The organism is Streptococcus sp. HMSC061D10, assembly GCF_001808865.1.
GTDB lineage: Bacteria > Bacillota > Bacilli > Lactobacillales > Streptococcaceae > Streptococcus.
In genome coordinates, this window is the sequence record NZ_KV795008.1 from 1 (window position 1) to 14,815 (window position 14,815).

At 39.6% G+C, this 14,815-nt stretch carries 15 protein-coding genes; 12 read left to right on the forward strand and 3 right to left on the reverse strand.

The genetic code is table 11. The annotated features are described in order from the left end of the window. Positions 1 to 7: 7 nt before the first annotated feature. The 3 genes from HMPREF2728_RS02870 to mobC all read right to left on the reverse strand — a co-directional run bounded on the left by HMPREF2728_RS02870 (position 8) and on the right by mobC (position 1,110). Positions 8 to 379 carry a type II toxin-antitoxin system RelE/ParE family toxin gene (locus HMPREF2728_RS02870; RefSeq protein ID WP_075226981.1) on the reverse strand — a complete coding sequence of 124 codons (372 nt, stop codon included), beginning with the start codon at positions 377 to 379 and terminating at the stop codon, positions 8 to 10. Further along, entirely contained in the window at positions 369 to 653 is a 285-nt protein-coding gene (locus tag HMPREF2728_RS02875) for a type II toxin-antitoxin system RelB/ParD family antitoxin (RefSeq protein WP_000213598.1), read from the reverse strand. The genes HMPREF2728_RS02870 and HMPREF2728_RS02875 overlap by 11 nt, the downstream gene beginning before the upstream one ends. A 346-nt stretch (positions 654 to 999) precedes the next feature. After that, the gene (mobC, locus tag HMPREF2728_RS10945; protein ID WP_239681984.1) at positions 1,000 to 1,110 is read right to left on the reverse strand and encodes a plasmid mobilization relaxosome protein MobC; all 111 of its coding nucleotides are present in this window, start codon (positions 1,108 to 1,110) and stop codon (positions 1,000 to 1,002) included. Positions 1,111 to 1,345: 235 nt separating this feature from the next. Here mobC and HMPREF2728_RS02880 point away from each other — a divergent pair, with 235 nt between their 5' ends. The 12 genes from HMPREF2728_RS02880 to HMPREF2728_RS02925 all read left to right on the forward strand — a co-directional run bounded on the left by HMPREF2728_RS02880 (position 1,346) and on the right by HMPREF2728_RS02925 (position 14,773). Continuing rightward, positions 1,346 to 2,515, forward strand: a complete 1,170-nt coding sequence (locus tag HMPREF2728_RS02880) for a pyridoxal phosphate-dependent aminotransferase (RefSeq protein ID WP_075226982.1) — start codon at positions 1,346 to 1,348, stop codon at positions 2,513 to 2,515. Continuing rightward, positions 2,512 to 3,282: a DNA repair protein RecO gene (recO, locus tag HMPREF2728_RS02885; protein WP_075226983.1), complete on the forward strand. Its 771-nt coding sequence runs from the start codon at positions 2,512 to 2,514 to the stop codon at positions 3,280 to 3,282. Before HMPREF2728_RS02880 ends, recO begins: the two co-directional genes overlap by 4 nt. Then, complete coding sequence (gene plsX, locus HMPREF2728_RS02890) at positions 3,279 to 4,271, forward strand: phosphate acyltransferase PlsX (protein ID WP_075226984.1); 993 nt, start codon at positions 3,279 to 3,281, stop codon at positions 4,269 to 4,271. The genes recO and plsX overlap by 4 nt, the downstream gene beginning before the upstream one ends. A gap of 5 nt (positions 4,272 to 4,276) precedes the next feature. After that, positions 4,277 to 4,513, forward strand: coding sequence for an acyl carrier protein (locus HMPREF2728_RS02895; protein ID WP_075226985.1), 237 nt, complete (start codon positions 4,277 to 4,279; stop codon positions 4,511 to 4,513). A 457-nt stretch (positions 4,514 to 4,970) separates the two neighbouring features. Continuing rightward, positions 4,971 to 5,159 (forward strand): class IIb bacteriocin, lactobin A/cerein 7B family, encoded by a 189-nt coding sequence (locus HMPREF2728_RS02900; protein WP_061863746.1) that lies wholly within the window; start codon positions 4,971 to 4,973, stop codon positions 5,157 to 5,159. 208 nt (positions 5,160 to 5,367) lie between these two features. Continuing rightward, positions 5,368 to 5,547 (forward strand): class IIb bacteriocin, lactobin A/cerein 7B family, encoded by a 180-nt coding sequence (locus tag HMPREF2728_RS02905; RefSeq protein WP_061863745.1) that lies wholly within the window; start codon positions 5,368 to 5,370, stop codon positions 5,545 to 5,547. A gap of 290 nt (positions 5,548 to 5,837) precedes the next feature. Continuing rightward, positions 5,838 to 6,014, forward strand: a complete 177-nt coding sequence (locus HMPREF2728_RS10810; protein ID WP_186822188.1) for a hypothetical protein — start codon at positions 5,838 to 5,840, stop codon at positions 6,012 to 6,014. Between the two features lie 208 nt (positions 6,015 to 6,222). Further along, on the forward strand, positions 6,223 to 6,378 hold the full coding sequence (locus HMPREF2728_RS10815; RefSeq protein ID WP_186822189.1) for a hypothetical protein: 156 nt from the start codon (positions 6,223 to 6,225) through the stop codon (positions 6,376 to 6,378). A 223-nt stretch (positions 6,379 to 6,601) separates the two neighbouring features. Further along, a complete protein-coding gene (comA, locus tag HMPREF2728_RS02910) occupies positions 6,602 to 8,755 on the forward strand; it encodes a peptide cleavage/export ABC transporter ComA (RefSeq protein WP_075226986.1) in 2,154 nt (717 codons plus the stop codon). A gap of 12 nt (positions 8,756 to 8,767) precedes the next feature. Beyond that, on the forward strand, positions 8,768 to 10,108 hold the full coding sequence (locus HMPREF2728_RS02915) for a bacteriocin secretion accessory protein (RefSeq protein WP_075226987.1): 1,341 nt from the start codon (positions 8,768 to 8,770) through the stop codon (positions 10,106 to 10,108). 168 nt (positions 10,109 to 10,276) lie between these two features. Beyond that, the gene (gene purC / locus HMPREF2728_RS02920) at positions 10,277 to 10,984 is read left to right on the forward strand and encodes a phosphoribosylaminoimidazolesuccinocarboxamide synthase (RefSeq protein ID WP_060955048.1); all 708 of its coding nucleotides are present in this window, start codon (positions 10,277 to 10,279) and stop codon (positions 10,982 to 10,984) included. Positions 10,985 to 11,047: 63 nt separating this feature from the next. Next, positions 11,048 to 14,773, forward strand: a complete 3,726-nt coding sequence (locus tag HMPREF2728_RS02925; protein ID WP_075226988.1) for a phosphoribosylformylglycinamidine synthase — start codon at positions 11,048 to 11,050, stop codon at positions 14,771 to 14,773. Positions 14,774 to 14,815: the final 42 nt, after the last annotated feature.

Sequence of the window (14,815 nt, forward strand, 5' to 3'; positions counted from 1 at the left end):
TAATTGTCTAACTTTTTGGGGTCAGTACATCAGTTGAGCTTTTTTTATTACCATTTTGTAGCAAAGTGACATAGTCGCTTTTTGTGTGGAATAGGTGAGATAAAAAAACAGTGTTTCGTTTTTGGTCGATGAAGTAGAGTAAAACATACTGACCAATAATTTTTCCTCGTGTAGGGAACTTACTGTTAATCTTTACACCAATTTTTTCATCGGCGTCAAAACCAGCCTCAGGAAAGACTTCTAAACTTTTTAAGCCATCTAAAATTTTACCCACAGTATTTTTAGCAGACTGAGGTGATAAAAGAACAGTAGTGATGTAATCATGAATGCTGTCAATAGCTTGGGTCACTTCATCAGAAATAATTACTTTATAAGCCATAGCGTGCCCTCATACTGTCTAGGGAAGTCCCTTTTCCTGCTTCATATTCTCTTAAGGCTCGTTCGGATTGAGCTTGTAATTCCTCAATCAACTGTTCACGGTGTAAATCTTCTGCAGTCTTGATTGGCAAGTCCTGTTCGAGGACAATCTGCTCTATAAAAAGAGTAATAGCATCCGTCATGGTCATTCCTTTTTCCTTGATAATGGCTCTAGCTTGTTCCATTGCTAACTCATTGATTTTAAAATTATATTGCTTAACAAGTGATGTAGTCATGGTATATCTCCGTTCTATATCGTGTATAGCCAGTATATATTTTTTGAACTTTTTTTGCAAGAAAAAAACTCTTGAATATACTCCAAGAGTGAAACGAATAGGACCAGTGGTGGAGCGGGTTCTTTACAGCCTAAAGCTGAAGGTAGTGCCGAACCTGAAGCTGAATTATCAGTAACATTTAAGCAAACTGTTACCAGTCGCCCGACATCATCTTATCCTTAGTTATAAATTTAGGATAAATAAGAGAGAATATCAACAATAATTCTTATTACAACCAACTGTCCTGTACCTTTGTTTGATTTTCTTGTTTTTGAATAAATTGTCTGACTGTATCTTTCAAATGTTTCTACAATTCAAGAATCTGACTAAATTCATTTAGACTAGCCTGATTATCTTCGTTTACTTTTTTTGTGATCTGATTTATATTGACCCCTATCCGATTTATTTCCTTACGCAACTTCTCAATACTCGTCGAAAATCTCCTAATACGTTGTCATATTCGGCTTACCTAACTTTAGTTATGCTTTAACCTCGATTCTTAGTTTCATGAGATTTTCATTGAGTATTCTAAAAACATAGTGTTGTAATAAATTTAAATGAACATACATCAGTTGCTTATGCTAGTGTGATTTTGCGGTCAGAGAGCTTTTGTAGTATAATAGACATATGTTCTTTAAGCAAGGAGGGTATCTATGGACTTAACCAAGCGATTTAATAAACAATTAGATAAGATTCAAGTTTCCTTGATTCGTCAGTTTGACCAGGCTATTTCAGAGATTCCTGGGGTTCTACGTCTGACATTGGGAGAGCCTGACTTCACAACTCCAGACCATGTCAAGGAGGCGGCCAAGCGCGCCATTGACCAAAATCAATCCTACTATACAGGGATGAGTGGTTTGATGACCTTACGCCAGGCAGCTAGTGCTTTTGTAAAAGAAAAATACCAGCTGGACTATAATCCTGAAAATGAAATCTTGGTCACAATTGGTGCGACAGAAGCTCTATCAGCTACTTTGACAGCTATTTTAGAAGAGGGTGACAAGGTTCTCTTGCCAGCTCCTGCCTATCCTGGTTATGAACCAATTGTTAATCTAGTTGGTGCAGAGATTGTCGAGATTGATACGACTGAGAACGGTTTTGTCTTAACTCCTGAAATGCTAGAGAAAGCTATTATCGAGCAAGGTGACAAGCTCAAGGCAGTTATTCTCAATTATCCAGCCAATCCTACAGGAATTACTTATAGTCGCGAACAGTTGGAAGCCTTGGCAGACGTTTTACGTAAGTATGAGATTTTCGTTGTCTGTGATGAGGTTTACTCAGAGTTGACTTATACAGGGGAAAATCATGTCTCTTTGGGAACAATGCTGAGAGATCAGGCCATTATCATTAACGGTCTATCCAAATCACATGCTATGACAGGTTGGCGTTTAGGCTTTATCTTCGCACCAGCAAATTTCACAGCCCAACTCATCAAGAGTCACCAGTACTTGGTAACTGCTGCGAATACTATGGCGCAACATGCTGCAGTAGAAGCCTTAACAGCTGGTAAAGATGATGCAGAGCCGATGAAGAAAGAGTATATCCAACGTCGGGACTACATTATCGAGAAAATGACTAATCTTGGTTTTGAGATTATCAAACCTGACGGTGCCTTTTATATCTTTGCTAAGATTCCAGCAGGCTACAATCAAGATTCGTTTGCTTTTCTGAAGGATTTTGCTCACAAGAAGGCTGTTGCCTTTATCCCTGGTGCAGCTTTTGGTCAATATGGAGAAGGTTATGTGCGCTTGTCTTATGCAGCTAGCATGGAAACCATCAGAGAAGCTATGAAACGTCTTGAGGAGTACATGAGAGAAGCATGATTCAGTCTATTACGAGTCAGGGGTTGGTGCTCTACAATCGTAATTTTCGTGAGGATGACAAGCTAGTCAAGATTTTTACAGAGCAGGTCGGCAAGCGGATGTTTTTTGTCAAACATGCCGGTCAGTCAAAACTGGCTCCAGTTATTCAACCTTTGGTGCTGGCTCGTTTTCTTTTGCGAATCAATGATGATGGACTTAGTTATATTGAAGACTATCATGAGGTGATGACCTTTCCAAAAATCAATAGTGATCTCTTTGTCATGGCCTATGCGACCTATGTGGCAGCTTTGGCAGATGCTAGTTTGCAGGACAATCACCAAGATGCTCCCTTGTTTGCTTTTTTACAAAAGACTTTAGAGTTGATGGAAGAGGGGCTAGATTATCAAGTTTTGACCAATATTTTTGAAATTCAGATCTTGACCCGTTTTGGAATTAGTCTTAATTTTAATGAGTGTGTTTTTTGCCATCGGGTGGGTCAGGCCTTTGATTTTTCTTTCAAATATGGTGCTTGCTTATGTCCTGATCATTACCATGAGGACGAGAAACGTTGTCATCTGAATCCAAACATTCCCTATCTGCTCAATCAATTTCAAGCTATCAACTTTGAGACTTTAGAGACTATTTCTCTCAAGTCTGAAATCAAGCAAGAATTGCGTCAGTTCATGGATCAAATTTATGAAGAGTACGTCGGAATTCACCTAAAATCAAAGAAATTTATTGATTCCCTAGCCGATTGGGGACAATTACTAAAAGAGGAAGACAAATGAAAAAAATCGCAGTAGATGCAATGGGTGGCGATTACGCACCCCAAGCCATCGTTGAGGGTGTCAATCAAGCCCTTGCTGACTTTTCAGATATTGAAATTCAACTTTACGGAGATGAAAGCAAAATCAAGCAATATCTAACAGCTACAGAACGCGTCAGCATTATCCATACAGATGAAAAAATTGATTCGGATGATGAACCAACAAAAGCCATCCGTAAAAAGAAAAATGCCAGTATGGTTTTGGCAGCTAAGGCTGTCAAAGATGGTGAGGCTGATGCCGTGCTATCAGCAGGGAATACAGGTGCTTTGCTTGCGGCAGGATTTTTCATCGTAGGTCGCATCAAGAATATCGATCGTCCAGGGCTTATGTCAACCTTACCAACAGTTGATGGGAAAGGTTTTGACATGCTAGACCTCGGTGCCAATGCAGAAAACACAGCCCATCACCTGCATCAATACGCCATCTTAGGTTCTTTCTATGCTAAAAATGTTCGTGGAATTGCAAAACCACGAGTTGGTTTGCTTAATAACGGGACAGAGAGTAGTAAGGGAGATCCACTCCGCAAGGAAACTTATGACATGCTAGCAGCTGATGAGAGTTTGAACTTTGTCGGTAATGTGGAAGCGCGTGATTTGATGGAGGGTGTTGCAGATGTTGTCGTGGCAGACGGTTTCACGGGAAACGCTGTGCTAAAATCCATCGAAGGTACAGCCATGGGGATCATGGGCTTGCTAAAAAATGCTATTACAGGTGGCGGTTTGCGAGCTAAATTAGGTGCTCTTCTTCTTAAGGATAGTCTTAGAGGTTTGAAAAAGCAGCTCAACTATTCTGACGTTGGAGGTGCAGTCTTGTTTGGTGTCAAGGCGCCGGTTGTAAAGACTCATGGATCAAGTGATGCCAAGGCTGTGTACAGTACGATTCGTCAGATTCGTACCATGCTAGAAACAGACGTAGTTGCTCAAACTGCGCGTGAATTTTCAGGAGAATAATATATATGACAGAAAAAGAAATTTTTGACCGTGTCGTGACCATTATCCAAGAACGTCAAGGGGATGACTTTGTAGTCACAGAGGCCTTGAGTTTGAAGGATGATTTGGATGCTGATTCGGTAGATTTGATGGAATTTGTTCTAACCGTTGAGGATGAATTTGGAATCGAAATCAGTGATGAAGAAATCGACCATCTTCAAAGTGTGGCAGATGTATTAAAAGCCATTAAAGATAAAATCTAACATAAAGCAACATGCAAGTCATGTTGTTTTTTTATTTCTCGAAAAAAGATAAGATTTTGAAGTTTTATAGTCGAGTTTACGAATAAAAAGATGAGAACAAAAAAGGAGGATTACTGATGTATGTGACAGGTCTTTATCCGTGGTTGATCAAGTGGTTTTTAAAATAAATTTGACTTAGTTGTTTATTTTAAAATTATTTTATCGAATAGATAAGTAAGAAGAAAAGGAAAGGAGTCTGATCAATGTATTTACCAATTTTACTTCCATGGTTTATCAAATTGTATTTTAAATAAAATAAATTTATTCATTAATTTTAAAATGATTTCTCGAATAGACAAGTGAGAAGATAAGGAAGGAGAGAAAAAATGATTTCAGTTATTTATCCAATTTGGCTTTTAAAATGGTTTAAAGGTTAACAATCACAAACAAAAAAACTATAAAAATAAAGGAGAAAAAAATGACAAACTTTGACAAAATGGAACAGAACTTTGCAGCTCTTACGGAAGAAGAGCTGATGGAAGTGGATGGGGGAGTTGCACCGCTAGTAGTAGCATTTGGAGTAGCTGCGTTTAAAGGTTTTTCTGTAACAGGGGGCGCTATTATGCTAGGAGCAGGACTTTATCACGTTGGAAAAAATCTGAAATAAAACTTTAGGTGAGTTTTATGAATATAATGTTGAAAAATATATATGTAGGATTTGTTTTAATATCTTACAGTATATTATTAATTTATTCTCTACTTAATTTAGAAAAGGTATCAGTGGAGAACTGCATTTTGTTAGTGGTATTGACATACTATATTAATAGAAAAGAAATATTTAAAGTGAAAGTGAATTAGAGTAAGGAGATTCAAAAATGGAGATTTTAGTAAATGATAGTCGTTTTACAGCAATGACAGAAAATGAATTAGCAACAGTTGCTGGAGGAGTAGTTCCTGCAGCAGTTGTTGCTGTTCCGGTGGGAATTAAGGTTGCGGGGTATGTTGTCGGAGGAATATCTGCTGTAGGACTAGCTGTATGGGGTTATTTTAGCTAAGATATAATACTTTGTAGAAATCAGATACATACTATTAAAAATTAAATAGGATTGTCATAAAAAATTTTTATTGGGATTTGCTGAAGGATATTTTATCGTGTCAGTCATTATCTATATTGTAACGTATTTGATTTTGAAAAAACCGATCAATACCTTGTTTTATCCAGAAATCTATTCAATTCTGCTTGGGTTATTTTATGTAGGATATAAGTGTAGTTCAGAAAATAAAAAATGATCTATTAGAAAACTAATCATTAAATTGAACTAAAAAGGAATAAAAGTGAACTTGTATGAAAAATCTAAAAAATGTAATGGGAGCCTTTTTAATTATTTTTGGAGTGCTTTGCATATTAGGAGATTTAAATGTAATTACCTTTAATGTTGAAAAATATTTCCAAACAGAGTTATTTGTTCCGATGCTTATTTTGATGATGAGTTATTTAGATTCAGGTAAAGACAAGGTTTAAATAGAACTATTATTAGTATGTGGCAAATGCTATTGAATAATCATCATTTAGTTACTATCAATGAAATAAGAACTAAAAAAATGGAGAAATAAATGAATATCTCAGAAGAATTTGCGGCTATAATTATATCAGCCTCAGGAATAGTAGGACTTTTGGTTGGAGTAGCTATTGGATTAGCTAGTATTATTTAAAAAGGAGTAGATAAAAGATGAAAAAACTGAATAAAAAATTTGCTATTATGATAGAGGAAGACTTGGCTGTAACTAAGGGAGGTTTCATTGCTAGTGCTTCTACAGCAGTAGCTTGGGGAGTTTTAGGAGGAACTTCTTATATGTTTGGACGTTATCTAGGAAGTAGACGTTAATTTAAAAATTTGTGGTAAATCGTAAAAAAATTGGAAAAGGTAAGAAATATTAATCATTATATTTTCTAGGTAGGACGTTTGTTCTACCTATTTTTATTTAGGAAAAAGTGCTGTTCAGGTGAGGATATTGTTTTTTTAGAAATAATTTTCTATTTGCTTCTTTGTTTGGATAAAATAATCTTACAAAGTTTTCTTTGAAGATTGTTAGGAAAAGGAGTAGGATATGAAATTTAGTAAACGGCATTATCGTCCTCAGGTAGATCAGATGGACTGCGGTGTGGCTTCATTAGCCATGGTCTTTGGTTATTATGGTAGTTATTATTCTCTGGCTCACTTGCGAGAGTTGGCCAAGACGACCATGGATGGGACTACGGCTTTAGGCTTAGTCAAGGTTGCAGAGGAAATTGGTTTTGAGACGCGAGCAATAAAGGCGGACATGACCTTGTTTGATTTGCCGGATGTAACTTTTCCTTTTGTGGCTCATGTGCTTAAGGAAGGGAAATTGCTCCATTATTATGTGGTGACTGGGCAAGACAAGAACAATATTCATATTGCAGATCCAGATCCTAGTGTTAAGCTGACCAAGATTTCTCGTGAGCGTTTTGCTAAGGAGTGGACAGGAATCACTATTTTTATGGCCCCATCTCCGACTTATAAGCCTCATAAGGAACAAAAAAATGGTCTGCTCTCCTTTATCCCTATATTAGTGAAACAGCGAGGTTTGATTGTTAATATCGTTTTGGCGACCCTCTTGGTGACCTTGATTAACATTGTGGGTTCTTATTACCTTCAGTCTATCATCGACACTTATGTACCAGATCAGATGCGTTCAACCTTGGGCATTATCTCAATAGGACTAGTCATCGTTTATGTCCTTCAGCAAATCTTATCTTATGCGCAGGAATATCTTTTACTTGTTTTGGGGCAACGCTTGTCGATTGATGTGATTTTGTCTTATATCAAGCACGTTTTTCACCTGCCTATGTCCTTTTTTGCGACACGCAGGACAGGGGAAATCGTGTCTCGTTTCACGGATGCCAACAGTATCATCGATGCGCTGGCTTCGACTATTCTGTCAATCTTTTTGGATGTATCTACTGTCTTGATTATTTCAGTAGTTCTATTTTCGCAGAATAGCAATCTTTTTTTCATGAGTTTACTAGCTCTTCCTATCTACACAGTGATTATCTTTGCTTTTATGAAGCCCTTTGAAAAGATGAATCGGGATACCATGGAAGCCAATGCGGTTCTGTCTTCTTCTATCATTGAGGACATCAATGGCATTGAGACGATAAAATCCTTGACTAGTGAAACCTCCCGTTATCAAAAGATTGACAAGGAATTTGTGGATTATCTGAAAAAATATTTTGCCTATAGTCGGGCAGAAAGTCAGCAAAAGGCTCTGAAAAAGCTTGCCCAACTCTTACTCAATGTTGGCATTCTCTGGATGGGGGCTCTCCTAGTTATGGACAATAAGATGAGTTTGGGCCAGTTGATTACCTATAATACCTTGCTTGTTTATTTTACAAATCCTTTGGAGAATATCATCAATCTGCAAACCAAACTTCAGACAGCGCAGGTAGCTAATAACCGTCTGAATGAAGTTTACCTGGTTGCATCTGAGTTTGAGGAAAAGAAAACAGTCTCAGATTTGAGCTTGCTAGAAGGAGATATGACTTTCAAGCAGGTTCACTACAAGTATGGCTATGGTCGAGATGTCTTGTCGGACATCAATCTAACCATTCCGCAAGGCTCTAAAGTGGCTTTTGTGGGAATTTCAGGATCAGGTAAGACGACCTTGGCTAAGATGATGGTTAATTTTTACGATCCAAGTCAGGGGGAGATTAGCCTGGGTGGCGTCAATCTCAATCAGATTGATAAAAAGGCTCTGCGCCAGTATATCAACTATCTGCCTCAGCAACCCTACGTTTTTAATGGAACGATCTTGGAGAATCTTCTCCTCGGAGCTAAGGAGGGGACGACTCAGGAGGATATCTTGAGAGCAGTGGAGTTGGCAGAGATTCGGGAGGATATTGAGCGGATGCCACTGAATTACCAGACAGAATTGACTTCGGATGGGGCAGGGATTTCAGGTGGGCAACGTCAGAGGATCGCTCTGGCGCGTGCTCTCTTGACTGATGCACCTGTCTTGATCTTGGATGAGGCGACCAGCAGTCTGGATATTTTGACCGAGAAGCGAATTGTCGATAATCTGATGGCTTTGGATAAGACCTTGATTTTCATCGCCCACCGCTTGACCATTGCTGAGCGGACAGAGAAGGTTGTCGTTTTGGATCAGGGCAAGATTGTCGAAGAGGGGACACATATGGAATTACTGGCTCAGGGTGGTTTTTATGCCCACTTGGTGAATAGTTAGAGAGGAGAAAAGATGCAATCAGAATTTTTAGAAAGTGCTGAGTTTTACAATCGTCGTTACCATAATTTTTCTAGTTATGTGATTTTTCCAAGCTTTATCTTGTTTTTATTCCTGCTACTCTTTTCAATCTTTGCACAAAAGGAGATAAGCTTGACAGCTGGAGCTACGGTAGAACCTGCTCGTATCATTGCTACCATTCAGTCTAGTAGTAATAGTAAGATTGTGGCGAATCATTTGGCTGAAAATAAGTTTGTCAAGCAAGGGGATCTTCTCGTTCAATACCAAGAGGGAGCAGAAGCCGTTCAGGCTGAGAATTATGCCAGTCAGTTGGAAATGCTCAAGGATCAGAAGGTTCAACTGGAGTATTTAAAAGCAAGCCTTCAAGCAGGAAGTGATCAATTTCCAGAAGCAGATAAATTTGGCTATCAGCATAGTTTTTTAGATTATCTAAATCAAGCTGCTAGTCTGCGAAGTCAGGTTGAGCAACAAAATGCTAGTATATCATCTCAAAATGCAGCAGCCAGTGGTAGTCAGGCAGAATTAGGCAATCTCATCGGAGAAACCCAGTCCAAAATTAAAGAATATCAGCAAGCCAAGTCTGCTATTCAGGGTGATGGACACTTAGAGAGTGATCATCCGGCTTATGCTATTTATCAGTCGACAAAGGAGCAGGGATCGGGAACCAAACAGCAGGCCTTATCTCAGCTAGATGCTCAAATCACTCAGTTGGAGTCAACTCTTGCAGGTTATCGAGTACAGTATGCAGGTTCAGGAGCCCAGCAAGCTTATGCATCTGGATTGGGAAGTCAGTTGGAGTCATTAAAATCTCAGCAACTAGCCAAGGTAGGCCAGGAATTAACGCTCTTGGATCAGAAAATTCTTGAAGCGGAGTCGGGTAAAAAGATTCAAGGAAATCTTTTAGACAAGGGGAAAATTACAGCAACAGAAGATGGTGTTCTACATTTGAATCCTGAGCATAGTCGATCTACCATCATTCCAGAAGGAACTATTCTCGCTCACCTTTTTCCGCAGTTGGCTAGAGAGAGAAAGGCAAAACTAACAGCTTATATCAGTTCTAAGGAAGTGGCTGGTCTCAAGCATGGAAATGAGGTACGATTTACAACGGTAACGGATGCCAATAAGCAGCTAGTATTGACCTCCAAGATTACGAATATCGATACCAGTGCGACTAAGACAGAAAAGGGCAATTTCTTTAAATTAGAGGCAGAGACGGATTTGAATGCTGAACAAGCAGAAAAACTTCGTTATGGACTTGAAGGTCGTTTGACTATGATTACAGGTAGGAAGAGTTTTTTACGCTACTATCTTGACCGCTTTTTGAAACGAGAATAAGGTTCGCATTCTAATTCAAATCAATCTTAGAAAATCGCAAATGAAAATTCGTTTGCGATTTTTCTGTACTTTTTCAGATATGATATCAAATATAGTTCGTGAAATATTTGATTTTTAGTATCTGTTGTGTTAGAATGATGTAAAGTAATACGAAAGGCGAACAAGAAAATGTCCAGTAAACTTATTTATACGGGAAAAGCTAAAGATATCTATACTACAGAAGACGAAAATGTGATTAAGTCGGTCTACAAGGACCAGGCAACCATGCTGAATGGAGCTCGTAAAGAGACCATTGAGGGTAAAGGTGTGCTGAATAATCAGATTTCGTCTCTTATTTTTGAAAAATTGAATGCTGCTGGTGTGGCGACACACTTTATCGAACGTATTTCTGACACAGAACAATTGAATAAAAAAGTGACAATCATTCCTTTGGAGGTTGTGCTTCGTAACGTAACTGCAGGTTCTTTCTCAAAACGTTTTGGTGTGGAAGAAGGTTTGGACTTGAAAACTCCAATCGTTGAATTCTACTACAAGAACGATGAGTTGGATGATCCATTTATCAATGATGAGCATGTCAAGTTCTTGGATATTGCCAATGATGAGCAAATTGCTTATATCAAGGAAGAAACGCGTCGTATCAATGAATTGCTGAAAGATTGGTTTGCACAAATTGATCTTCGCTTGATTGACTTCAAATTGGAATTTGGTTTTGATAAGGATGGCAAGATCATCTTGGCAGATGAATTCTCTCCAGATAACTGTCGTCTTTGGGATGCTGAAGGGCACCATATGGACAAGGATGTTTTCCGTCGTGATCTTGGTAGCTTGACAGATGTTTATGAAGTTGTATTGGAAAAATTGCAAGGATTGAAGTAACTTGTTTGAAACGGAAAACCTTCGTCTTCGATAACCTATTTGAATAGAAATAAAGGAAATAAAATGGATAAACGTATTTTCGTTGAGAAAAAAGCTGATTTTCGTGTAAAATCTCAGTCTTTAGTAAAAGAATTACAGCATAATCTTCAGTTGAAAACTTTGAAGGATCTTCGTATTGTTCAGGTTTACGATGTCTTTGGTTTGGCAGAGGACTTGTTTGCGCGTGCGGAAAAACACATCTTCTCTGAGCAAGTGACCGATACTGTTTTAGATGAAGCTGCGGTTAAGGCTGATCTTGATAATTATGCTTTCTTTGCTATCGAAAGTTTGCCTGGTCAATTTGACCAACGTGCGGCATCTTCACAAGAAGCTTTGCTTTTGCTTGGTAGTTCAAATGATGTAACAGTGAATACAGCGCAACTTTACTTGGTTAACAAGGATATTGATGCGAATGAGTTGGAAGCTGTCAAAAACTACCTCTTGAACCCAGTGGATTCTCGTTTCAAAGATATCACTGTTGGCATTGCGAAACAGGGTTTCTCTGAGTCTGACAAGACCATTCCAAACTTGGATTTCTTTGAAATTTTTACAGCAGAAGATTTTGCACAGTATAAGGCTGAGCAAGGCTTGGCCATGGAAGTGGATGACCTTCTCTTCATTCAAGATTACTTCAAGTCCATTGGACGTGTACCAACTGAGACTGAGCTCAAGGTGTTGGATACTTACTGGTCTGACCACTGCCGTCACACAACTTTCGAGACTGAGTTGAAAAACATCGACTTCTCAGCTTCTAAATTTGAAAAACAATTGCAAGCGACTTATGACAAGTATATTGCCATGCGTGATGAGTTGGGACGTACAGAAAAACCTCAAACCTTGATGGATATGGCGACTATTTTTGGTCGTTATGAGCGTGCTAATGGTCGTTTGGATGACATGGAAGTGTCTGATGAAATCAATGCCTGCTCAGTTGAAATTGAAGTGGATGTCAATGGTGTCAAAGAACCATGGCTTCTCATGTTCAAGAACGAAACTCACAACCACCCAACTGAGATTGAACCATTTGGTGGAGCGGCTACTTGTATCGGTGGTGCCATTCGTGACCCATTGTCAGGGCGTTCATACGTTTACCAAGCCATGCGTATCTCAGGTGCTGGTGATATTACAACACCAATTGCTGAAACTCGTGCTGGTAAATTGCCACAACAAGTGATTTCTAAAACAGCGGCTCACGGTTATTCTTCATACGGTAACCAAATTGGTCTTGCAACAACTTATGTTCGTGAATACTTCCACCCAGGTTTCGTTGCTAAGCGTATGGAGCTAGGTGCAGTTGTCGGTGCGGCTCCTAAGGAAAATGTTGTCCGTGAAAAACCTGAAGCAGGTGATGTGATTATCTTGCTCGGTGGTAAGACTGGACGTGACGGTGTCGGTGGTGCGACAGGTTCATCTAAAGTTCAAACAGTTGAATCTGTTGAAACAGCTGGTGCTGAGGTTCAAAAAGGGAATGCCATCGAAGAACGTAAGATTCAACGTCTTTTCCGTAATGGGGATGTGACCCGTCTGATTAAGAAATCAAATGACTTTGGTGCTGGTGGTGTCTGTGTGGCTATCGGTGAATTGGCAGATGGTCTTGAAATTGATCTAGACAAAGTGCCATTGAAATACCAAGGTTTGAACGGTACAGAAATTGCCATCTCTGAATCTCAAGAGCGGATGGCTGTAGTGGTTCGTCCAGAAGACGTAGACGCCTTCATTGCAGCATGTAACAAAGAAAATATTGCTGCTGTTGTCGTTGCGACAGTGACTGAAAAACCAAATCTTGTCATGCACTGGAATGGTGAAACCATCGTTGATTTGGAACGTCGTTTCCTTGATACAAACGGTGTACGTGTGGTCGTAGATGCTAAGGTGGTTGACAAGGATGTCAAGCTTCCAGAAGAACGTCAAACATCAGCTGAAACCCTTGAAGCTGATACTCTTGAAGTCTTGGCTGACCTTAACCATGCCAGTCAAAAAGGTTTACAAACCATCTTTGATAGCTCAGTTGGTCGTTCAACAGTTAATCACCCACTTGGTGGTCGTTACCAAATCACACCAACGGAAGCTTCTGTACAGAAATTGCCAGTCCAACATGGCGTGACAACAACTGCTTCTGTTATGGCGCAAGGATTCAACCCTTATGTAGCAGAATGGTCTCCATATCATGGCGCTGCTTATGCAGTCATCGAAGCAACAGCTCGTTTGGTTGCTGCTGGTGCAAACTGGTCTAAGGCTCGCTTCTCTTACCAAGAGTACTTCGAGCGTATGGATAAACAAGCAGAGCGTTTTGGTCAACCAGTAGCTGCTCTCCTTGGATCCATTGAAGCTCAGATTCAACTTGGTTTGCCATCTATCGGTGGTAAAGACTCTATGTCTGGTACCTTTGAAGAATTGACCGTACCACCAACCTTGGTTGCTTTTGGTGTGACAACAGCAGATAGCCGTAAGGTCCTATCTCCAGAATTTAAGGCTGTTGGTGAAAATATTTACTATATTCCAGGTCAAGCTTTGGCACAAGAAATTGATTTTGATCTTATCAAGTCTAACTTTGCTCAATTTGAAGCAATTCAAGCTGACCATAAAGTCACATCTGCATCAGCTGTCAAATATGGTGGTGTGGTTGAAGCTCTTGCCCTTGCAACATTTGGTAACCATATTGGTGCAAACGTCGAATTAGCAGACCTTGACACTAGCTTGACAGCTCAATTGGGTGGATTCGTCTTCACATCGCCTGAAGACATTGCAGGTGTTGCCAAGATTGGACGAACAGTAGCTGACTTTACACTTACTGTCAATGGTGTAACGCTTGATGGATACAAACTTGACAGTGCCTTCCAAGGTAAATTGGAAGAGGTTTACCCAACGGAATTTGCACAAGCAACTGAGTTGGAAGAAGTACCTGCTGTAGCATCTGATGCTGTAATCAAAGCTAAAGAAACAGTTGAGACACCAGTGGTTTACATCCCAGTATTCCCAGGTACTAACTCTGAGTACGATTCAGCTAAGGCCTTTGAAAAAGAAGGTGCAAAAGTCAACTTGGTACCATTCGTGACATTGAATGAAGAGGCAATTGTCAAGTCTGTTGACACTATGGTTGACAATATCGAAAAAGCTAATATTATCTTCTTTGCAGGTGGCTTCTCAGCAGCCGATGAACCAGATGGATCTGCTAAATTTATCGTGAACATCTTGCTCAATGAAAAAGTGCGTGCAGCTATCGATAGCTTCATCGAACGTGGTGGTTTGATTATCGGTATCTGTAATGGATTCCAAGCCCTCGTTAAATCAGGTCTTCTTCCATATGGTAACTTTGAAGATGCAAGCAGCACGAGTCCAACCCTCTTCTACAATGATGCCAACCAACACGTGGCTAAGATGGTGGAAACACGGATTGCCAACACGAACTCACCATGGCTTGCTGGAGTAGAAGTTGGTGACATTCATGCCATCCCAGTATCACACGGTGAAGGCAAATTTGTCGTGACAGCTGAGGAATTCGCAGAGCTTCGTGACAATGGTCAAATCTTTACCCAATATGTTGACTTCGAAGGGAAGCCAAGCATGGATTCAAAATACAATCCAAATGGTTCTGTCAATGCGATCGAAGGTATCACAAGTAAGAACGGTCAAATCATTGGTAAGATGGGTCACTCAGAACGTTTCGAAGACGGTCTCTTCCAAAATATTCCAGGAAATAAAGACCAGCACCTCTTTGCATCAGCGGTTAAATACTTTACTGGAAAATAAGATTTGCAGATTTTCTAATAGATAAGCATCAGTAAATGTAAA

Excerpts from the sequence above, each read along its gene's own strand:
- HMPREF2728_RS02870 (WP_075226981.1), bottom strand. The coding sequence starts at position 379 with ATGGCTTATAAAGTAATTATTTCTGATGAAGTGACCCAAGCTATTGAC.
- HMPREF2728_RS02875 (WP_000213598.1), bottom strand. The coding sequence starts at position 653 with ATGACTACATCACTTGTTAAGCAATATAATTTTAAAATCAATGAGTTA.
- HMPREF2728_RS02880 (WP_075226982.1), top strand. The coding sequence starts at position 1,346 with ATGGACTTAACCAAGCGATTTAATAAACAATTAGATAAGATTCAAGTT.
- recO (WP_075226983.1), top strand. The coding sequence starts at position 2,512 with ATGATTCAGTCTATTACGAGTCAGGGGTTGGTGCTCTACAATCGTAAT.
- plsX (WP_075226984.1), top strand. The coding sequence starts at position 3,279 with ATGAAAAAAATCGCAGTAGATGCAATGGGTGGCGATTACGCACCCCAA.
- HMPREF2728_RS02895 (WP_075226985.1), top strand. The coding sequence starts at position 4,277 with ATGACAGAAAAAGAAATTTTTGACCGTGTCGTGACCATTATCCAAGAA.
- HMPREF2728_RS02900 (WP_061863746.1), top strand. The coding sequence starts at position 4,971 with ATGACAAACTTTGACAAAATGGAACAGAACTTTGCAGCTCTTACGGAA.
- HMPREF2728_RS02905 (WP_061863745.1), top strand. The coding sequence starts at position 5,368 with ATGGAGATTTTAGTAAATGATAGTCGTTTTACAGCAATGACAGAAAAT.
- HMPREF2728_RS10810 (WP_186822188.1), top strand. The coding sequence starts at position 5,838 with ATGAAAAATCTAAAAAATGTAATGGGAGCCTTTTTAATTATTTTTGGA.
- HMPREF2728_RS10815 (WP_186822189.1), top strand. The coding sequence starts at position 6,223 with ATGAAAAAACTGAATAAAAAATTTGCTATTATGATAGAGGAAGACTTG.
- comA (WP_075226986.1), top strand. The coding sequence starts at position 6,602 with ATGAAATTTAGTAAACGGCATTATCGTCCTCAGGTAGATCAGATGGAC.
- HMPREF2728_RS02915 (WP_075226987.1), top strand. The coding sequence starts at position 8,768 with ATGCAATCAGAATTTTTAGAAAGTGCTGAGTTTTACAATCGTCGTTAC.
- purC (WP_060955048.1), top strand. The coding sequence starts at position 10,277 with ATGTCCAGTAAACTTATTTATACGGGAAAAGCTAAAGATATCTATACT.
- HMPREF2728_RS02925 (WP_075226988.1), top strand. The coding sequence starts at position 11,048 with ATGGATAAACGTATTTTCGTTGAGAAAAAAGCTGATTTTCGTGTAAAA.